We start from the raw sequence: 20,446 nt of genomic DNA, 5'->3' as shown, positions 1-20,446 counted from the left end.
CGCTCTATCGGCGGCTCGTTAAACGAGCCTGGAGTTTGTTTACCCTCTGGAGGCTTGCCGCTGCACCGGCCCAGGGTAGGATGCTTTGGTACAACTCCCGGGCATGGTTCAGGTTCTGGTCGGCGATCTCGTAATACCGTTGGGCGTCGGAGCTATCTCTGGCGCTATTGCCGAGGTCGACGGCCCGTTCGCCTTGATAGCGGTAGCCGTCAGCCAGTTCCGCCGTCTCTCGCTTGCCGATTTCATGCCCTCTTCGATCCGCTTCTTTGATGGCTGCCTCTCCGTGCTCGAGATCGTGGAAGGAGTAGATGTCGAGTCGTGCGAGGCCGAGCCAGGGATCTGGAGACTTCTTCATATACTTCGCTGCATCTTCGAAGTCCTGCCGCGACTCCTCGAGAAGCCTGCTGTCGTGTCTCGCGGTGCCCCGTATACGCGCGAGATGACCGTCGATCAGGCGGAGCTTGCCGTGGATATCTTTGTCGTTGGGTTCGAGCTGCAGGGCGTGAGATGCCTCGGCCTGTGCACGCATCCAGTCTGATTCCGGCACGAGGGGCGGATCAGGCTCCTCATACCTCGCAATCACATGGTCGACGTCGTTCATCAAGCGATTGCTCAGCGCATCTCTGGCTGACCACAGGCTGATACCAACATGAGACCGCGATGCGAGCTGGGAGTAGCGGCGCCATGCCGCGTCGAGGTCTTTTTGCTTTTCGCTTTTGAGATCGCTGGCAAGCTGGTCGGCACTTCGCCAGACCATGTATTCGTTCACAGCGTAGAAGACGGGTACGAGGAACAGCACGAGCACGACAAGCGCGATAACGCGAAACAGATCTTTGAACCAGCTACGTTTGCTTGGCTTCGCAGGCGCAACGATGGGCCGGAAGCCGGAGCTCGCGGTGGAGGTTGAGCGTGGTGGCGCCGTCGCCGTGGTCTTCCGCGTGGCGTCCGACTCTGCTGTCGCAGTTGAGCCGGTCGCAAGATCGGCTTGCGTCCGGACGGTTTGTTGCGAGACTCGGCGGGTGGCTTCGGGGTCTGCGGCGGATTGGATTCGGACGGTCTTCTCGTCGATGGGCTTCGATTCAGTTCGAATCTCTTCGATGGCGTGCGCAAATTCCCGTGCAGTGGAGAATCGGATCTCAGGGTAGGGGCTCAGAGCGCGGGCTACGACTCCGCGCAGAGGCTCAGGCCAGGAGGTTGGGATCGGCCGGAGCTGGTGGTAATCACGGATCATGTGCTCCAGCTTCGATCCGTTCTCAGCCTCGAAATACGGATGGCCCTCGAGGATTTCGTAGAGAACGACCGCGACTCCCCAAAGATCGGAGCTGACGTCGACTTCACCGGTTCTCAGTCGTTCAGGCGATGAATACTGAACGCTTGCAAACACATTCTGAGTGAAATTGCGCGTTGCCGAGAGCGCCTTGGCAATTCCGAAGTCCAGCACCTTGATTCCGCCGTCCGGTGTTACGCGGATGTTGCGAGGCTTTACGTCGCCGTGCACGATGCCGCTTGTCGCGCGGCCGTCAATGGTCGCGGCCAGATGATGAGCGTGGTCCAGTACATCGAGCACATCCTGTGCGATGCGCATGGCGAACTCTGGGGGCAGGCCTTTTCCCCTGATCAGTTCGGAGATGTCCTCGCCTTCGATGTACTCCATGGAGATGTAGAAGTAGCCCGGCATCTCGCCGAATTCATAAATCTGAGCCACGCGAGTGTCGAGAGCGCAGAGCTGCTTCTGCAGTTCCGCTCCGCGCCGCTCGGCCCGGAGGATCTCCTGGCTGTCAGCGTCGGCGCCGAGATCGATCAGCTTCAAAGCGACGCGCCGACCGCTCTCCGGGTCCTCCGCCTCAAACACACGGCCCATCCCACCGGCGGGCAGTTTGCGAAGGAGTGTGAAGCGGCCTGCAGTCTGAACGCTCATCGTGTGACTACTTTGACGCTGAGCTCCCCGCGTTTCGATGCAGGGGCGATTTCGTTATCTTTCAGCAGGGTGCCCTGGTTGAAGAAGGGAGAGATCCATACCTGCTCCTTGCCGTTCCCCGCAATCACATTTGCCCAGAGGTGCGGAGTAGCCGAACCTCCGACGAACAATCCCGGGAGGGGCTCGGAACCATGCCCATTGTTGCGGATTACGTTGTGGTCGATATTGGCAGATGTCAGGCCGTGGACGTAGACGCCGGTACCTCCGTTTGCTTCGATGGTCGATCCTTGAAGTGAAGATTTGCCACCGTCGATTTCTACTCCGGCCTTGCTCATCCCGGTCACTTTTAGGTTTGTAAGCTCAACGTCTGAGTTCACGAGCTGGATGCCGATCTCGCCGGGGCCGAGGATCTCAAATCCCGAGAAACGCGCGTCGTGCACAGAATCGCCGATGACTGCCACGCCGGGAGCGATGATCTTCGCGCCGTAGACTTCGAGACTGACGAGCGAGACGCCGCTACGCAGATGCAGAGCTTCGTGGTACTCGCCCGGCGCGACGGAGATGGTGTCACCTGTTGAGGCTTTCTCTAACGCTTCTTCGATGCTGCTGATTCCGCCCGGGCCGACCGACCAGGTATGAGGCCGCCGTACGGTTCCGAGGTTGAGTTTATTGCCGGATGAGGTCTGCTCGATGTAGGGGCGCAATATGCCGAACAACGCTGTGGCTACGAGCAGGCCTGCGAGGAACCACAGCCAGCCGAAATTGGCAGATGTCCGCACCTTGCGTTTCTCAGAGATTCCGGCGTACTGAGCCGTCTCGACGAGAATGGCCGATACATTGTCTTTGCCTCCTGCATCGTTCGCGGCTTCGATCAAGGCGAGGGCTGCGGCATTCGGATCTGCGGCGTGGTGTTCAACGATACGTCGGATCTGTTGCGCAGGAACCTGGTCCGTCAGGCCGTCGGAGCATAAAAGCAGCGCCGAACAGTCCGGTAGAACAAACGAATGGACTTCGACGAAGTCAGGATCGTCGGGCGCGTGGGGTGCGCTGCCAAGATCGCGATAGACCTGACTTCTGCGCGGATGGCGCATCGCGTCTTCTTCGCTGAGCTTGCCTGCGTCTTCCAATTCGCCGACGGGAGAGTGATCGCTCGTCACCTTGCGGATGCTGGCGGGTTCGAGCAGGTAAAGGCGCGAATCTCCGACATGTCCTACGACAACTCGGTCACCTTCAATCAGCGCAAGCGTAGCGACGCAAGCCATTCCTTTCAGTTCTGGCTGCTGCGCTGCCAGATCGTAGATTTCGGTGCTGGCGAGCGCGAACGCCTCGCGCACTCTCTTTTCAGCGTCGCCGGTCTGGCGAGCGAGCCGCATGGCGATGATCCTGGCCGCCACCTCGGCAGCGCGTTCTCCAGCTGCTTGTCCGCCCATGCCGTCTACGACGAGGAACAGGCCTTTCGGCAGATCCACGAGGACCCTGTCTTCGTTGTTGGATCGTGTGCGACCTGTGTCAGAACGGCCGGCGGCGATCAGTCGTGGGGGCATGTGTTACCTGCTCCGCCGGAAAAGCGCCCAGGCAAGACCGAGGACACTGAGGACTAACACGATCAGAAACGGGATTCGTAGATAGAAGAGCGTTGTGGTCATTCCGTCTGTCTCGCCTCAAAGTGCATGACGAGCACATCGGCCAAGGCGATATTCGCGGTGGCGGGTAGGGGAACCTCGAGGTTGCGATCGACTGCGCCGCCTCCACTGCGGTCGATGCTGGGCGGTACGGTGGCACCATCGACCGCGGTTCCGAATTGGCTGAGATCCTTGAGGAAGAAGCGACCGCTCGCGGTATCGTGCCGAATGCGGCAATGCTCTCGCGAGATGTCGGGGAGTCCCTCAACCTTCAGGTCGACCCAGACGGCCTTTCCGCCCCGACCAACGACGATCTCTTCCTTGGTGATGGCGAAGACCTTTTCTCCGCCGCCGTTGCTGTATCGGAGTGTCGCGAGCACAGGCGGTCGAGCAACCGCGCCGGTCTTCTCGGAGCGTCCAGAGTTCTCGCCTTCCGCTCGGCGGGTGACAAAGGTTGTTTTCGCGCCCGAGCCGAAGTCCGGAGTTTGCGCGGTACCGAGGTCTGAATAGATCTCGATCTCCCCCGGACGCAGACGGTCATCCTCTGCGGGATGGAAATCGATGCTCCAGTCTGTCTCCTGGATCTTGTATTTCGGGGAATCGCCAGGCTTGCCGATGCCTAGCCGCTGCATGAGCTGGGGTTGTCGCCGCACCTTGTTCAAGCTCTCGAGGTGTTCGGTCAATGCCTGTTTGGCCTCTCTGCGAATTACCTCTGCGACAGGTGAGATTAACTCGTAGTCAGCGGGTTGGAGGTACACGTTGAATCTGCAGGGCAGGAGGGTCGTGTAGCGGAGCCTGAATTGCCCAACCTGCGCGTTGTGAAGGATCTCAGAGATGATTTCGTCGCCGTTTATCCGGCTCGCCGGAGTCTCTGACACGCTGCATGCCCCCCAAAAACTTGTTTGAAACCCGGGAGTGGATCGTCCCAGTGTGTCGGGGAGGGAGCCACTCACCTTTCGATCAGATGCACGAAGACTGTTGACCGGTCGTCGCTTACGCGGACGGCCCGCGAGCCGTCCAGACTAAGGAGTACGCATTTCGTGGCGGTATGGTTCTCGGATGATCGAGACTGGCGTGAGCTTGCGGCGGATCATTCGCAGGCCATTGTTTCTGCTGTACTTACCGTCGCGCGTGTAAAGTCGGTCGTGGAGTGCCCGGGTTCATTGTGAGCTCGCCGGGAGACTTCCATCGAGATTCAGGTTCGGGGACGGAAGGGAGAATCCTGGCTCAGCCTTTTCACCTTGCCGCTGTTGAGATCTAGGCGGAAGTTCGAGTGTTCAGAAGCCTTATAATTCTCCCGCATTGCACTTCTGACAATTCCTACTGCAGATCCATTCCTACTGCAGATCCCTGGAGGAGCAACTCTGATGGAGCGCTTCCGCTTCGCCGTCATTCCTGTCGCAATCTTTCTCGCGCATGCAATCTGCATCGCCCAGTCCGTGCCTACGGCGGCCATCAATCAGGACATACTCTCGAAGATTCCGGAACGCATGGAACACTTTGTCGACGAGAAGACGGTGGCAGGGGTGGTCACGCTGGTCGCGCACGGTAAGGACGTTGTTGAGTTCGATGCGCAGGGTATGGCGGACATCGAGGCCAATCGGAAGATGCAGAAGGATACGATCTTCCAGATCATGTCCATGACCAAGCCCGTGACCGCGATCGGAATCATGATGCTTGCTGAAGAAGGCAAGCTATCGCTGCGCGATTCTGTGGATCAGTATCTGCCGGAGTTCAAGAACCTGCAGGTCAGGACAAACACCGGACCGGATGCAGCACGTGTCGCAGAGCCTGAGCATGCCATCACAATTCGCGACCTGTTAACGCACACCGCTGGTATGACCGACTCCGCGCCCGCCGCGATCGGCAGCTATCAGAGCGCGATGAATGTGCCGCTTGACGAAGTTGTGCGGCAGCTCGCCAAGGAACGATTGTTGTTCCAACCCGGAACTGCCTGGAGTTATTCGAGCGCAGGGATAGAGATTCTGGGCCGCATCATCGAGGCATGTTCCGGGCAGAAATACGAAGACTTTATCGCCGCGAGAATTCTGCGTCCGCTGGGCATGAAGGATTCGTTCTTCTTTCCTCCTTCGGACAAGGTTGCACGCATAGCGATGGTTTACGTCAGCAAGGAAGGCAAACTGGTGCCTGCTCCCGCAACCATACTCGGCGGCGACCCTACGAAACACCGCGCCGGATCCGTGTTTTCCGCTCCCGGCTGGGGACTCTACTCAACCGCAGAAGATCTATTGCACCTGTACCAGATGATGCTGAATGGCGGCGTCTACGAGGGGCATCGCTATCTGTCACCCTTCTCCGTTCACCTGATGACAGAGCCGCATACGTCAGAGATTCGACCGGTGGGTTGGATGCGAGGTTCAGACTATGGCCTTGCCTGGGAAGTGGTCACCGACCCGATGGGAGAACTTGCCGGCCACACTGTGGGCAGTTACGGGCACGGTGGTGCATTCGGCACTCAGGGCTGGATCGACCCCAACAATCAACTGATAACCATCATGCTCATTCAACGTGCTGATGGTGGGGCTGACACAATGACGCGAGTGTTCCTGAATATGGCCGAGTCCAGCGTGAACAAAGCAGCAGCTCAATAGAAGATTCGACGTTCTGAAACGCATCCCTCTGTCGGATGGTATGTTGTTGCGATGCGATCCTCATGGCTGTTTCTACTATCCGCTACCGCATGCTTCGGCGCCGCCCCGATGGGCTGGAATTCCTGGAACAGTTTCGCCAATATTGTGAACTCTCAGATCGTTCAGCAGCAGGCGAAAGCAATGGCGTCGAACGGCATGAAGGAAGCCGGCTACGAGTACGTGGTCATCGATGAAGGATGGTGGCTGGGAGAGCGCGATTCGGCAGGAAACATCGTCGTCAATCCCAAGCAGTGGCCTGCTATCCAGCCCGGTCAGAAAGACGGCGACATGGCGAACATCGCCTCCTATATCCACAGCCTGGGTTTGAAGGCCGGCATCTACACCGACGCTGGCCGTGATGGGTGCAGCATGTATCCGGACTCTGGCCCAAAGCTCTTCAACGCGGGAAGCGAGGGTCATTATGACCAGGACTTCCTGCAGTTTTCGAAATGGGGATTCGATTACGTCAAGGTGGACTGGTGTGGAGGCGCCAAGGAGAGGCGCTCGGGCGCGATCCAATATGCACAGATCGCCCACGCCATTCAGAACGCTGAGAAGACTACTGGAAGGAAGCTGTTTTTCTCGATCTGCGAGTGGGGCAGCCAGAATCCCTGGTACTGGGGTCCGGGTGTCGGAGATGTCGAAAGCACTATCTGGCGCACCGGGGGAGACATTATTCCGCCGATTGTGGAGAGCCTGCATGATCCCGAGCATGACAAGCGTGTTATCACCGCACGAAATCTACTCGATTCGTTCGACACAGGGATGCATCCCGAAGCTCAGCACACTGGCTACTTCAACGACCTGGACATGATGGTGATGGGTATGCGCGGCATGACCGAGGCTCTCGACCGAACTCACATGGGCCTGTGGGCGATCTCCAGCGCTCCACTGATGATCGGATCAGATCTGACGCGGCTTTCTCCGAGCACGCTATCGCTGCTGACGAATCGAGAAGCGCTCGCGATCCATCATGATCCGTTCGGACTGCAGCCTATCAAAGTGGATGAGACCACTCCTGGGGTTCAGATCTGGGTAAAACCGATGGCGATTGCCGGACGGCGTGCAATCGGGATTCTGAATCGCACAGACACCTCTGCGCAAATCCGGATTGATTGGGAGAAACTCGGCCTGAAAGGCGCTCCAAGATCGTTGCGGGATGTCTGGAATGGAAGGGATGTCGATGTCACTCATGCGGCGGTCTCTGTTCCGGCGCATGATCTTGTGCTGATGCTCGCAGATGGGGAGGACAAACTCGCTGCAGAGTATTCGGCGAATAACGATAGCTTTGCAGGAATTCAGGCGACGGGAGGGCCGACTTTCGCGCGCCTCGAGTACGCGAACAGGTCCAGCCACGTTGTGGTAACAAGGGTAAAAAGCACATCAGGCCTGTTTACGGCGGTTGCTCTGCCGCCCACGACCGGTTCGGACACGGGCACAATCGGTCTCATTCTGCCCCGCGGAACTGCCGACCTCTCTTTCGAAGGGAGACCTGTGACGGTCAGCAGACTGAAAGTGCAGGCTTGGTGATGAGGGGTAGCGAGTGTGATGCAGCCTGTTACGACTAATCTAACCTGGGCCTAATTTTCGGAAGGCCGGTCGACGTGCTGTTGGTTGCCGTGAATCGACCGCCGCCGATGGCCGTGATCCCTCCTCCGCGTGGTCCTGTTTTGTTTGCTCTCACCGCGGCGACTTCAAACTCCAGCGGCTTAGCAGACTGCCCAAAGGCACTCGCAACTCCGCAAACCGCTATCGCTGCGATCTGAAGTCCTATTCGCATGTAGAGATCATAATCAGGGATCCATTTCTGCAGGTGCTGGAGCCAAAGGCGAGCTCTCTCAGGCGCGATCCGGAGTTGTGTCGGGATGGGCGTTTGGCTGCGTTGTGACGGGGATCAGGGCAAGTGTGGAGGGCGAACCTGTAAGGTCAATTTGCTCTGCGATTTCGAAACATTACACATGTTAAACTTGCGGAATATGAAATTTAAGAGCTCTGGCGTGGCAGCCGGAGCCGATGCGGGCGGCAGGAGCCACATCGGTCTTGTGTTGCGTACCCTCGTGTTCAAGCAGATCGGACCTTTACTTTTCGGTACGCTCGTAGCATCTTTCTCAGCCGCGCAACAGCTTCCAGGGAGCTCGACGGACAACGGCCAGCGGACTCGAAGCGGAGTTGATTGCTCCGATCCTCTCGAGGCAGCTTCTTCGCCGGAGTGTTCGAGTCAGAGCCAGGGAAGTATGCTGCAGGGCGGGCAACAGCAGCGGACTCCGATCCCGGGAGTGAACACTGCCGACCAGACACGCGGGGTGGTTCCAACTTACTCCGACACCGAGCCACAGTCGACCTCGAATAACCGGAATTTGCAGACGGGTGCGCTGCAACGGGAGCCGCTGCAACCTGAACCCCTGACCGAATTCCAGAAGTTCATTGCGTCCACGACGGGGCAGGTTCTGCCGATATACGGAGCGAAGCTTTTCCGCAATGTTCCGACTACCTTTTCACCATTGGACATGGCGCCCGTACCACCGGATTACGTGATCGGGCCGGGCGATGAACTTCGGATCAGAGTATGGGGTCAGGTCAACTTCCAAGCGAATACACGGGTCGATCGGACCGGAGACATCTACATACCCCTATCGCAGGTTGGGCCGGTTCAGGTCGCCGGGGTTCCTTACTCGGAACTGAACAATCGGCTTCGCGCGGCGATCGGACGTGTTTACAAGAATTTTGATGTTGTCGGCGACATCGGCAAGATCCGGGCGATTCAAGTGTATGTGGCGGGCGAGGCGCGGAGACCGGGTGTCTACACGATCAGCTCCTTGAGTACGCTGGTGGATGCGATCTTCGCGAGTGGCGGACCGTCGGTTCAGGGCTCACTGCGTCATATTCAGTTGCGACGCGGAGCGGAGACGGTCGCGGAGCTGGACCTATATGGGTTCCTCATTCACGGCGACAAGTCGAAGGACGTGAAGATCCTCGCCGGTGACGTGATCTACATTCCGCCAGTGGGTCCGCAGGCGGCAGCTACCGGCAATGTGCGGAATCCCGCGATTTACGAATTACGCGATCAGGAGACGATGGCCGATCTGCTGGCGGATGCGGGCGGCGTTTCTGCGACTGCATCGAAGGCGCGCATCTCGATCGAGCGAATCGAGGACCATCGCGAACGGCATGCAATGGAGGTTGCATACGACAAGAACGGGCTGGGGACAGCTTTAGCCGATGGAGATGTGATTCGAGTTTTCTCGATTGTGCCCACTTACAACGAGACGGTGACGTTGCGCGGCAGCGTGGCTAATCCGGGGCATTTCGCATGGCATCCGGGTATGAAGCTCAGCGAATTGATCCCTGATAAAGAATCGCTTGTTGCCCGCGATTACTGGTGGAAGCGTGCGCAACTTGGATTGCCCTCGCTGGAGTTCGAACCGATGGCGGGCTTCTCAAAGCTGAGGCAGCCCGTTGACAGCGAGCCGCGGTCGATTCGCAGGCAGATGGATCAGGCGAACCAGACAGGTCAGACGAATCAGAGTGATCAACCGAACACGCAATACTACTCCGATGATTCGCAGAATCGTGGTCAGTACGAGTCGCAGACGCAAGATCGTCGCGTCCTGCCGGCGGACCAGCGCGGTGCGAGCAGTTCTCTCGGCGCGCAGCAACCGACAGACCGATTACAACGCGGCGTAGAGCATACAGAGATTCTGCGGCCCATTCCGGAAATCGATTGGGATTATGCCGATATTCTCAGGCTGGATCCGAAGACCCTGAAGACCAGCATCATTCCTTTCGATCTTGGCAAGCTCGTTTTGGATCACGATGCGAACCAGGATCTCGAACTGCAGTCGGGCGATATTGTTTCAATCTTTTCAGAAGCCGATATCCGGCTGCCCATCTCGCAGCAGACGAAATTTGTGAAGCTCGAAGGCGAGTTTCTCCACGCCGGAATCTATTCTGTGCACCCCGGGGAGACTCTTCAGGAGTTGGTTTCGCGTGCCGGTGGGCTGACCCCCAATGCGTACCTTTACGGCGCGGAGTTTACCCGTGAGTCGACACGCGTTCTTCAGCAGGTGAGGATCGACGAGTACGTGCAGAGTCTGGATTTGCGCATCCAGCGCAATACATTGGCTGCATCTGCTTCGGGAGTAGCGTCGGCACCAGATATTGCGAGTGCGTCGGCGGCGCAGGCAAGCGAGCGTGAGTTGCTGACCAGGTTGCGGCAGATTCGCGCATCTGGCCGGGTCGTGCTGGAATTCAAGCCGTCGAGCAGCGGGATCGGAGTGATTCCGAAGCTGCCGCTTGAAGATGGAGACCGCTTCATTCTGCCCTCGGTTCCGGCGACGGTGAACGTGGTTGGCGCAGTCAACGACCAGAATTCGTTCCTCTTCTCGCATACGAATCGCGACATCGTGGGAACTTACCTCAAGAAGGCGGGCGGGTTGACCCGAGACGCGGATCGCAAACGCTCCTTCGTTATCAGAGCCAGCGGGGAAGTGGTCGGCTACGATGCGACGAAGTCTGCTTGGAGGAGCGACTTCGACTCCCTGAGAATCTACCCGGGTGACACGATCGTTATCCCAGAGAAGACGTTCCGACCGTCTGTTCTGCGCGGGGTAATGGAGTGGTCTCAGCTGTTCTCGCAGTTTGCGCTGGGGGCGGCTTCGATCAGCGTCATCCGGTAGGGGTAAATGGGCTGTCAAAGGCCGAGTCTAGACCCAATTTTCGCGGAGATGATGAGGGTGGGAAGGGGCTGGGGGACCGGAGTCAAAGTGACTCCGCCCTGATAGCCAGCAGCCCGCCGCTTTTAACTGAGGATTAATATCAGACGGAGCGAGCCGTAGCGAAGGAAGCCCCTGTTTTTTCAGGTAGTTGCGTACTCCTTCGGGCGAGACCCGGTTCAACAGTAGTTACCTCAGTCAAGAAACTCGCAGTTACTTTTCTAAACCTCTGGTATCCTTTCGCTAAGTACTCGCTTCAGCAAGATGCTCGTCGATAAGGATCGCTCCGAAGTTCTGTGTCTACTTCGGTTTCAATCAGGCGAGCAGTGAACCGGCCAAGAAGAGCCGAAGCCGCTTCACGGGACCGAGTTCTTCACGACTGAACTAACAGTGCAAACTTTCAATGACGTCAAAATTTTGAAGTTCCTAGTCCGAACCTCGAGCTAATCGCAGTGTGAGTGGGCGGAAGGATTTATCACCAGGGTTAATTCGGGTCGCATACAGAAGGGATCTGGGTAGATGCGCAGGCAGACGAATACAGCGGTTGTCCCCACCACCTCTGATTCATTTACTTCAATCGGCATTACCCAACCTCGCGACTTGTTTCAGGTCCCCCGCACATCGGTGGATCGGAAAAGTTCCACCATCGACGAAAAGCGGTGGAGCCTCTCTGCGGCGAAGCGAACTCTCGACGTCGTCGTGGCAGTTCTGGTCCTAACGGTTTTCGCCGTTCCGATGCTTCTGATCGCACTTCTCATCCGGTGGACCTCAGAGGGTCCTGCTCTGTTTGTTCAGGAGCGCGTGGGCTTGAACGGACGGCTGTTTCGCATCTACAAGTTCCGGAGCATGACCGCCTCAACAGACAAGTGTGCCAGTCTGACCCGCGACGGCGATCACCGGATCACATCGATGGGCCGATGGTTGCGCAAGTTCAAGCTCGATGAGCTTCCGCAGTTCTACAACGTGCTGCGAGGGGACATGAGCCTGGTTGGTCCCCGGCCGAAGCTTCCACAGTATGCGGAGCAGCTGAGCGTTCAATTCAGACCGGGCATCACCGGCGCTGCGACGCTTGCGTTTCGATGCGAAGAAGAGATTCTGAAGCAGGTGCATCCGAGCGAACTGGATCAGTTCTATCTCAAGCGCATCAAGCCGCTGAAAGAGCGGATCGATTTTCGCTACATGCGAGGGGCGACACTGTGGAGCGACCTGGCACTGGTTTTCAGGACGTTTCGCGTGTCTCTGGTGCCGGCTCAGATACCCGTGTCGTTTCGGAAAACGCACGACGAGTTCTCCGCGCCAACGGCAGCTAGCAGGTTGACGAATACCAGGAATCGAGTGTCTATTGAGCCGAGATGCGATGCCTGTGCTGAATCTGACTGCAAACTGGCTATTGGAGATTGAGTGAGGAGAATGCGACTCGGAGAATTGGCCCTGTGGCTTGGCTTAAACTAACTGGGACGAACTAAAGTCTCCCATATCGAGTTTCCATGTCTTTTGAATCGCTCTCCGTCGAGGAATCTAATGCCGGTTCAGTTGCTTCCCACGATGAGCGGCTCGGAAACGACTCTGCGTACTCGGAACCGACTTCAATTATTGACCTTGCCACTACAATAGCTGAGCAGCGCCGCTTCGTATCGATTGTGACCAGCATCGTTGTCGCGCTCACCGCTGTTGTATCGCTCTTGCTGCCTAATTGGTACACCGCCAGTGTGACTCTTATGCCTCCGCAGCAGGGCTCCTCTCTTAGCGCAGCTCTGGCAGCCCAAATGGGCAGCCTGGGGAGTCTCGCCAGCGTGGCCGGGGGAGGGCTCGGACTGAAGAACCCGAATGACATGTACGTTGCCATGCTCCGAAGCCGGACAGTCGAGGATGCCATGATTCAACGGTTCGGGCTCTTAGAGCGTTATCGGTCTCATAATTTCACGGACGCGCGTAAAGCGTTCGAGCGTCATGCAAAGGTTGACGGGAGCGGCAAGGACGGTTTGATTCACATCTCCTTCGAGGACCGGGATGCAACCCGCGCAGCGACGATGGCAAATGCGTACGTGGATGAGTTTCGCGAACTCTCTAAGCACCTTGCAATCACGGAAGCGTCACAACGCCGTGCGTTCCTGGAGCAACAACTTCTTCAAGCGAAGGACAACCTGGCCTCGGCAGAAGAGAGCCTGAAGGATACGGAGCAGAAGACAGGTCTGATTCAACTGGACAACCAAGCTCGCGCGCTCATTGAGACAGCAGCTGGTTTGCGCGCGCAAATCGTAGCAAAGGAAGTTCAGATTCAGTCGATGCGAACATTCGCGACCGATGAGAACTCTCAGCTTGTTCAGGCGAACCAAGAACTGCAGAGCTTGCGCGCGCAGCTTGCCAAACTGGGTGGCAACGGTGACAACGTCGATGCAAGTCTTTTGGTCCCCAAAGGACGGGTTCCGCAGGCCGGTCTCGAATACGTACGAAAACTTCGTGACGTGAAGTACTATGAGGCAATCTTTGAGATTCTGGCACGGCAGTTCGAAGCTGCCAAACTCGACGAAGCCAGGCAGGGCGCAGTTATTCAAGTTATAGATGCGGCCGTTCCTCCGGATAAGAAATCTTTTCCAATGCGAACCATCATGGTGTTGTGTTCGGTTGTCATCGGATTTCTTCTCGGCAGTTTCATTGTGGTTGCGCGCGGGATATTTGACTCAATTCTCGCGAGTTCCGAAAGCGGGCCCGGGCTGAGGAGGTTCCTCGCGGCGTTTCATCGTAAACAGCCAGGTTATCTCCCTAGGTCATAGCGCATTGTAGAGTTAACGACGTTGCACGATCCGTCGGTTTTAGGACTGATATTCCGCATCATGTAATCTGTGTGGGCGAGAAATCCGCGAACGGGCCAGGCATGGGATGAATGCCGGAGTCTACCGTGTGGAACGTACGCTTTTCGATTCACGTAATCTGCTCGATAGCTTTTCGTTCGAGACTGATTTTTTGGCCCCGAATATCGAAGAATTGCGCCCACTCGGTTTCAGGACCTTTGGGTACTTTATAGATAGCGGAGTTCCAGAGGACCGCGCTGGCGCAGAAATCCCGCAACTCAGGATTTCCGACTCGCACGGCTGACGCGAGTTGAATGGAGACTTCTATGTATACGCGAGTGTACCTTCGCGTTTCGGAAGCAGAGTCATTTGTTGTATACTAGTGATCTACGTATAAAAATTGTCGACAGAGGTCGTCTAAAGTCCTAGTACCTCACCGAGTTATGCAGAGCAGTTTTCCAGCTGAAGCCGGACGATATACGCGCGGTTTACCTCCAGGCAGTGCAGAGCGAGCAATACCTCAGGATCGCACTACAGGTCCAGAACATGAATTACGCGTGTATACCGACTGGTCACAGGTCCCTTTTAAGCTTCCGCCTCTGACGACATCAGAGCGCGTACGTGAACTAGTGATCGACGCGATCTGCTTTGCAGGCACGGTCGCCTTTGGCGTGTGTCGGATGTTTAATCGGCGAGCAAGCCTCAACATGCCAGTTGATAAGATCCTCCTTGTGCGGCGTGGCGGGGTAGGGGACCTGGTGATGCTGACTTATCTCGCGCGCGCTCTGAAAGCCAAGTTCCCACAAGCGAGCGTGCATTTGCTCACTGGGAAACAGGCAATGGGCCTGGCAACGATGTGTCCCTACGTTGACGAAGTGCTGCCGGTGCCCAAGGCGTGGGGCGACTGGCTGAAGCTGGTTCTTCGTCTGCGGAGAGAACGATTCGACACCGCATTCATTCACCATCGTTTTTTTGCCGGCCCCGCTTTGGCATGGCTGTGCGGCATTCCAACGCGCATCGGCTATTACTGGAAAAACCATGGGTTTGCGTTGACTCACGGAGTTCCGTTTCAGCCCAGCAGACCACAGATCGAAGAGGCGTTCAAACTGGTGGAACTGTTCGGCAGTCCCGTTGAGATGAGGCGATCGGGTCTGGTCATTCGAGATGAGGACACTGCAGCGTGCACGCGGATGCTGGAGGCCTCGAAGTATGATCCAGCTCGCGCACTAATCGGACTGCATGTAGGAGGGGCTGAGGCGGTCGGCAACTCTGATTATGCTGGTGCTCCCGTAGATGCTAAATCCGCCAAGGCGTTTACCCCCGTGCGCCGCTGGCCCGCGGAGCATTTCGCTCAACTCGCGGACATGCTTATCCGGGAACAAAGCGCGCAGGTTGTGATCTTCCGCGGGCCAGGGGATGAGCCAGCGATCGATGCGACTGTAAAGGCCATGCACGAGAAGCTGTTTCTGATTGCGCCTCTGATGCCGATTCCGCAGTTTGCCGCATTGGTGAGCCTTTGCGATCTGGTCGTAGCAGGCGATTCAGGGCCGATGCATATCTCGGTTGCGGTGGACACTCCCACACTGGCTGTGTTCGGCCCCACGCATCCGGGCCATAGCGGACCTGTCGGCCCGCAACACAGGATAGCTTGGTCAGGAACTAAGTGCTCGCCTTGCTGGCTCAGCGAGCAGATCGCGGTTACGGGCCAGTGGAATGGTGGCAAAATGCCTGTTTGCTGGCGGGAGACCCGCGAATGCATGACCGGTCTGTCGCCCCAAGCCGTGTACTCCATCGCTGCAGAACAACTCAGCGCAAGCAGGCAGGCATCAAGGAGAGCCAAGACGCAAAACTATGCCGGCGGAAATTAGCACGTCACCGGGTCGGGCTGATTCTCCGGCATACGCAGCCGAGACCCATAAGATCGGTGTAGTCACGGTTCTGTACCAGAGCGCAGCGGTGTTGCCCGACTTCTTCGCGTCCCTCGAAGCACAGACGCATACAAACTTTGTGGTTTACTGCGTGGATAACGCCTCGAGCGATGGTTCTGCCGATCTATGTGCCCAGCGCGGGGTTCACTATGTGACCATCCGTAACGAGCGGAATCTCGGTGTTGCCGAAGGGAACAACATCGGCATTAGAGCCGCAATGCAGGCGGGCTGCGATTCCATCCTGCTGCTCAACAACGACGTCGTATTTAATCCCGAGATGTTCGTGCGTCTGCTGCAGGGTCTCGAGCGTCATAACGCCGATATGGTAACTCCGATGGTTTATTTCGCGGACCCGCCAGATATGGTATGGTGTGCGGGCGGAGCTTTCAATCGGTGGACCGGTTATAAGTCGATCCATTCGGGAGGTGGAGTTCGCGACAGCGGCCAATTCAAAAGCGATCGACGAATCGAATACTCACCGACCTGCTGTGTGTTAGTCAAAACCGAGGTGTTTCGCCGGGTCGGACTCATGGACGAGCGTTACTTCGTATATTGGGATGACGCCGACTGGATGTGGCGCGCGAAGAAAGCCGGTGTTTCCTTATGGTATGTCTGTGAAGCCACTCTATGGCACAAGGTCGGTAGTCTTACGGGCGGCAAGCAATCGGACTTCAGCATCCATTACGGCGCTCGCAACATGGCCTACTTCCTCTACAAGAATGTGAACCGGATCGCTGCTTGGATTTTTCGGGTTGCTTACGGATGCTATTACTTTCTTAACCTGCTTGTGCCGAGCCGCAGAGATGTCGCCGCGAAACGACTGCGCGGCTGGCGCGAAGGTCTCCAACTCTACCGCTCTTCTGTGCGGGAGGCTCGGAAAAGCGTAGTCTCCTCGTGGTGATTACGTTGCAGGAAGTAGATTCCTGGCAGCGGGCTGCAAATATATGAAGTGCTATACTCCAGTATCCGCAGATTGCCAGCCATGATCCTCTTGAGCACTGCAATTTTTGTATTGATCCTGCTCTTTGTCGCGCTGCTGGTAGCCGGTGATGCGGCAGTCATCTACTATCTGCTGATCGCGTACATGCCCGTCAACACGTTGCTGCCAGAGGGATTACCGTATCGGGAGGCCCAAGCCCTGCTGCGCTTTGCTGCAGGGGCAGGAACTGTTCTCTTCTGCGTGCTTCGTCGGGTACCGTTGCGCAGGATCTTTCTGGGCGATCCCCTTTCGCGCCTGCTGCTGGTTTGGCTTGGTGCGATGTTCTTGTCGCTCGTTATCTCAGGACACTACTCGCTATGGGCTGAGAGAAGCATTCTTCGAATGGCATCGTACGTTGCGGTCTACTTTGTATATCGCACCTTCCGTTGGAATGCTGCGAGATTCCGTCACGCCTCCTGGGTGCTGTCGACCATGATCTTCGCCTGCGCGCTGTTCGCGCTGGTGCAAGTGGCTAGCGACAGCTATACGCCGCTCTTCGACTTCCTTCACAACGCGCCGCCTTACGCGGAGTGGCTGGGGCGTCCACCCTCATTCCTCAACTCGGGCACCAATGCTTTCGGCGGATTCATGGGGCTGTTGCTTCCTTTTGAAATCTCGCTGCTATACCTTGCTCCGCACCGGTCCGCAGCACGGCTCTTTCACTGGGCAGTCATTATCGCCGGCTTTGCTTCCGTGATCCTGAGCGGCAGTCGGGGTGCGGCCTTATCCGTCACGGGCAGTTGTCTTCTGGCCGTGCTCTGCTTTTCGCGCGAGAGGCGTACGCGTATCGTTGCCGTGGCCGCAACTGCAGTCGGACTGCCTACTTTGGTCCTACTTGCGGGAGTCATTTCTCCACGTTTAACGCACGTAGATGAACAAGAGTCGGTGGCCACGCGGTATTTACTCTGGGCGGAAGCGGGACAGATGTTCCTGTCGCACCCGGTCACTGGTATTGGCGTTGGCAACTTCAGGGAAAGTTATGATCCAGAGGCCGTGGCTGAGGATCCCGGCAAGGTAGATGTTCACAACCTTTATCTGCAACTCCTCACCGAGACTGGCGTGATCGGATTCGCGAGCTTCGTTGTGTTGAGCGGGCATATCTTTCGAAGGGCAGCCAGAAATCTCAAACAGTTTCCCGCTCACTCTGTAGCCTATGCGGTATCTTACGCGGCGTTAGCAGGGATGCTATCTGTGCTCATTCACGGGATGGTTGACTTCTTCTTCATCGGGAGTACGGAGTTCGGCGCGGCTTTTGGCACGCTGCTCGCAATTTTTGCCGCGATCGATCATGAGGATTGGGCCGCGATGCCAGCTGCGCCACCGCATACGATTCCCAATCACCTGGGCGGAGCCATTGTACTGACGTGAGGATAGGGTTTGATGCTCGGTGGAACTACCACAATGGCGTGGCGACGTATGTCACCACGGTCCTCGGCATTCTGCCGGAGATTGCCGCGTCGCGAGGAGTGGAAGTAGTCGCATACGAAGCTTCTCAGCGGCCACTTGAGGCTTCTCATCCCAACCTGCGCAAGATTCGCCTTGATTCGGGCTGCTACTCGCTCGCTGCGCAGTTGCAATTGGCAATCCGGGCCGAGCGTGATGGGCTTGATTTGCTGCACACGCCCTTCTATCTGGCACCATTTTTTGTGAACTGTCCTACGCTTATTACCATCCACGATGTGATGCCGTTCCTTTTTCCTATCTATGATGGTCTTCGGGGATGCATTGTTCGGGCCGGATACCGCGCATCTGCTCTGCGAGCAAGCCATGTCGTGTGCGTCTCGGACACCACCCGCAATGACATCATTCGTGTGATCGGCATACTGCCGCCTAAGGTTACCCGCGTCTACGGCGCCATACGGCATCATCTATTTCATCCCGCACAGGATCCTTCAGAGCTGCATCACCTCAAAGCACGTTTTGGCATCGAGCAACCGTATGTCATGGTGATGAGCGCTTCCAATTGGAAAACGAAAAATCTGTCGGCCTCACTAGAGGCAATTGAGGCTGCACGGGACTTCACTGCAATTCCATTTCAAACCGTAATCACTGGATCGCCTATCGGCCTCGATCAAACCGGTTGGAGAGGGAAGTTGCGAAATGCAGTTGAGACTGGCTTCATTGAATCTGGCGATATGCAGAAGCTCTATCGGAATGCTGCACTGTTCATCACTCTCTCGAAGTACGAGGGCTTTGGGCTCCAGTTGGCCGAAGGGCTCGCGAGCGGCACGCCCTGCGTTGTATCCGACGGAGGCTCCCTTCCGGAGGTGGCTGGCGACGGTGCGATCGTATGCCCTCTCTCCGATCCGGATTCGGCTGTCAGAGCCATAGTCGATCTGCTGCAAAGTGATAACCGCCGTGACGAATTATCTCGAAAGGCGCTGGCACGGGCGGCTGCATTTTCTCGTGAACGGTTAGCTGAAGGGCTGCTTGACCTGTATGCGAAAATCAGCAGGTCTTCCGAGGTCCCCCGGCCGCAATTGCAAGTTGAGGGCCGATGAAAAAACCGATTCGCGCACTATTCAGAAAATTGCTCGAGACGCCAGCCCTGCCGGCCGGGGCAAAGCTGTACCTAGATTTCGTGAAGGCGTCGCACCGGCCTCCGCGACCTGCGGAGAAGTTGGCGTCTTCCATTTTTGTTTCTTTCCCGTACAACAGCCTTGGAGATGTGCTCGCACTGCTGCCGTTGCTTGAACGCATGCACGCTGTACATCCCGACGCACGGATCGATGTGGCAGTGGGCAGTGCTGTCGCCTCATTTGTACAGAGTGTGCCATTTGTTCACGTAACTCCGGTCCCGGCCGTCCCTCACAGAGGTTTCGTCTTTTGGCGCCTGCGAGAACTGCGGGAACTTGTGCGCTGTTTCCGAGATAATCTCAGCGCGAATCGTTATGCGTTCTCGATTTCGCCACGTTGGGGATCAGACACCTATGCGCGCGCCAGTCGATATCTGATGTACCTGGTTTGGGCGGAGCGATACGTGAGCTACTCAGCGCGCGTGGATGGAGGCCCTGCTCTACTCGATTGCCTCAGCACAGACCTTGCTATGGGCGGAGAACTGGAATCAGAGAGTGTGCGCCAGATCCGGCTGCTTGAACGCGTCGGGATACTTTCTCCGGATGTGACGCTCGCATCCGGCCTCGACTCCGAAACGAAATCGCTGGTTGACTTAGCCAAAGCCCAGGATAAAAGTCTTGTTGAATCCGTGTTGCGGAGAAGCTGCGGAACCGCTGTCGGCGGGTACATCGTCGTCTCTCCAGGTGCAAGCCGCTTGAGCAATCGTTGGCCTACGGAGCGATACGCCGAAGTGCTATCGTATCTTCACCGCTTCTATGGACTGCCGGCATTCGCCGTGGGCGCTCCGGCGGATTTGTCTTCTTGCGAAGAGTTGGAGGCTGCTCTGCCCGGCGTAGTCAGTTCACTGGGTGGCAAAACTACTCTACACGAGCTTGCCGCAATTCTCCGCGGTGCAAGACTATTCTTGGGGAACGACTCGGGGCCCGGCCACATGGCGGGTGCACTCGGGATTCCCACAATTGTGCTCACTGCATTCGCCCTTAGAAGCGATGAGGCTCACAAACACTCCGCTTTGCGATGGCGGCCTAACGGCCCCAAAGTTTTGCAGATCATGCCCACGAATCCTAAGTCGCCGTGCATCTCCGGATGCGATGCTGATCGGGCCCACTGCATTCTTGAAATCGAGCCTCGGCAAGTAATCGCGGCTGCGGAAGCGCAGCTTACGGGAGAGCATAAATCCGACATACATAGGGATCGGAGTGTGCCGTGCTGAATTCCCGACCCGCTCGGCTGCGCTCACTTCTGAAGATCTGCAGAGATTTAGCTC

Annotated in this window: 13 protein-coding genes and 1 pseudogene; 11 read left to right on the top strand and 3 right to left on the bottom strand. The window is 57.1% G+C overall.

Annotation, left to right across the window (positions count from 1 at the left end; genetic code table 11):
• Positions 1 to 4: 4 nt before the first annotated feature.
• The 3 genes from DHV10_RS22805 to DHV10_RS22795 form a co-directional block, all read right to left on the bottom strand.
• Entirely contained in the window at positions 5 to 1,918 is a 1,914-nt protein-coding gene (locus DHV10_RS22805; protein ID WP_109488736.1) for a serine/threonine-protein kinase, read from the bottom strand.
• On the bottom strand, positions 1,915 to 3,462 hold the full coding sequence (locus tag DHV10_RS22800) for a protein phosphatase 2C domain-containing protein (RefSeq protein WP_109488735.1): 1,548 nt from the start codon (positions 3,460 to 3,462) through the stop codon (positions 1,915 to 1,917). Before DHV10_RS22800 ends, DHV10_RS22805 begins: the two co-directional genes overlap by 4 nt.
• A gap of 98 nt (positions 3,463 to 3,560) precedes the next feature.
• Positions 3,561 to 4,418: an FHA domain-containing protein gene (locus DHV10_RS22795; RefSeq protein ID WP_109488734.1), complete on the bottom strand. Its 858-nt coding sequence runs from the start codon at positions 4,416 to 4,418 to the stop codon at positions 3,561 to 3,563.
• A 489-nt stretch (positions 4,419 to 4,907) separates the two neighbouring features.
• Between DHV10_RS22795 and DHV10_RS22790 the strand changes: the two genes are divergently transcribed.
• The 11 genes and pseudogenes from DHV10_RS22790 to DHV10_RS22740 all read left to right on the top strand — a co-directional run bounded on the left by DHV10_RS22790 (position 4,908) and on the right by DHV10_RS22740 (position 20,392).
• The gene (locus tag DHV10_RS22790; RefSeq protein ID WP_109488733.1) at positions 4,908 to 6,152 is read left to right on the top strand and encodes a serine hydrolase domain-containing protein; all 1,245 of its coding nucleotides are present in this window, start codon (positions 4,908 to 4,910) and stop codon (positions 6,150 to 6,152) included.
• Between the two features lie 108 nt (positions 6,153 to 6,260).
• A complete protein-coding gene (locus DHV10_RS22785) occupies positions 6,261 to 7,721 on the top strand; it encodes a glycoside hydrolase family 27 protein (protein ID WP_162601810.1) in 1,461 nt (486 codons plus the stop codon).
• Between the two features lie 704 nt (positions 7,722 to 8,425).
• A complete protein-coding gene (locus tag DHV10_RS22780) occupies positions 8,426 to 10,867 on the top strand; it encodes an SLBB domain-containing protein (protein WP_162601809.1) in 2,442 nt (813 codons plus the stop codon).
• Positions 10,868 to 11,422: 555 nt separating this feature from the next.
• Positions 11,423 to 12,304, top strand: coding sequence for a sugar transferase (locus DHV10_RS22775; RefSeq protein WP_109488730.1), 882 nt, complete (start codon positions 11,423 to 11,425; stop codon positions 12,302 to 12,304).
• Between the two features lie 86 nt (positions 12,305 to 12,390).
• A pseudogene (locus DHV10_RS28425) lies at positions 12,391 to 12,774 on the top strand (Wzz/FepE/Etk N-terminal domain-containing protein); the annotation flags it as partial.
• Between the two features lie 3 nt (positions 12,775 to 12,777).
• Positions 12,778 to 13,677, top strand: a complete 900-nt coding sequence (locus tag DHV10_RS22770) for a GNVR domain-containing protein (protein WP_239461992.1) — start codon at positions 12,778 to 12,780, stop codon at positions 13,675 to 13,677.
• Positions 13,678 to 14,402: 725 nt separating this feature from the next.
• Complete coding sequence (locus DHV10_RS22760) at positions 14,403 to 15,563, top strand: glycosyltransferase family 9 protein (protein WP_162601808.1); 1,161 nt, start codon at positions 14,403 to 14,405, stop codon at positions 15,561 to 15,563.
• Entirely contained in the window at positions 15,547 to 16,524 is a 978-nt protein-coding gene (locus DHV10_RS22755) for a glycosyltransferase family 2 protein (RefSeq protein WP_109488726.1), read from the top strand. Before DHV10_RS22760 ends, DHV10_RS22755 begins: the two co-directional genes overlap by 17 nt.
• 81 nt (positions 16,525 to 16,605) lie before the next feature.
• A complete protein-coding gene (locus tag DHV10_RS22750; protein ID WP_109488725.1) occupies positions 16,606 to 17,970 on the top strand; it encodes an O-antigen ligase family protein in 1,365 nt (454 codons plus the stop codon).
• A 38-nt stretch (positions 17,971 to 18,008) separates the two neighbouring features.
• Complete coding sequence (locus DHV10_RS22745; protein ID WP_162601805.1) at positions 18,009 to 19,103, top strand: glycosyltransferase family 4 protein; 1,095 nt, start codon at positions 18,009 to 18,011, stop codon at positions 19,101 to 19,103.
• A complete protein-coding gene (locus tag DHV10_RS22740; RefSeq protein WP_109488723.1) occupies positions 19,100 to 20,392 on the top strand; it encodes a glycosyltransferase family 9 protein in 1,293 nt (430 codons plus the stop codon). Before DHV10_RS22745 ends, DHV10_RS22740 begins: the two co-directional genes overlap by 4 nt.
• Positions 20,393 to 20,446 lie beyond the last annotated feature (54 nt).

The organism is Occallatibacter savannae (assembly GCF_003131205.1).
Classification (GTDB): Bacteria; Acidobacteriota; Terriglobia; order Terriglobales; family Acidobacteriaceae; genus Telmatobacter; species Telmatobacter savannae.
The sequence above is the reverse complement of the archived record's forward strand: the minus strand, read 5'-3'. Positions and strand labels throughout refer to the sequence as shown.

Bases quoted from the DNA above. Each gene is read 5' to 3' on its own strand.
- DHV10_RS22805 (WP_109488736.1), bottom strand. From the start codon at position 1,918: ATGAGCGTTCAGACTGCAGGCCGCTTCACACTCCTTCGCAAACTGCCC.
- DHV10_RS22800 (WP_109488735.1), bottom strand. From the start codon at position 3,462: ATGCCCCCACGACTGATCGCCGCCGGCCGTTCTGACACAGGTCGCACA.
- DHV10_RS22790 (WP_109488733.1), top strand. From the start codon at position 4,908: ATGGAGCGCTTCCGCTTCGCCGTCATTCCTGTCGCAATCTTTCTCGCG.
- DHV10_RS22785 (WP_162601810.1), top strand. From the start codon at position 6,261: ATGGGCTGGAATTCCTGGAACAGTTTCGCCAATATTGTGAACTCTCAG.
- DHV10_RS22780 (WP_162601809.1), top strand. From the start codon at position 8,426: ATGCTGCAGGGCGGGCAACAGCAGCGGACTCCGATCCCGGGAGTGAAC.
- DHV10_RS22775 (WP_109488730.1), top strand. From the start codon at position 11,423: ATGCGCAGGCAGACGAATACAGCGGTTGTCCCCACCACCTCTGATTCA.
- DHV10_RS22770 (WP_239461992.1), top strand. From the start codon at position 12,778: ATGATTCAACGGTTCGGGCTCTTAGAGCGTTATCGGTCTCATAATTTC.
- DHV10_RS22760 (WP_162601808.1), top strand. From the start codon at position 14,403: ATGCCAGTTGATAAGATCCTCCTTGTGCGGCGTGGCGGGGTAGGGGAC.
- DHV10_RS22755 (WP_109488726.1), top strand. From the start codon at position 15,547: ATGCCGGCGGAAATTAGCACGTCACCGGGTCGGGCTGATTCTCCGGCA.
- DHV10_RS22750 (WP_109488725.1), top strand. From the start codon at position 16,606: ATGATCCTCTTGAGCACTGCAATTTTTGTATTGATCCTGCTCTTTGTC.
- DHV10_RS22740 (WP_109488723.1), top strand. From the start codon at position 19,100: ATGAAAAAACCGATTCGCGCACTATTCAGAAAATTGCTCGAGACGCCA.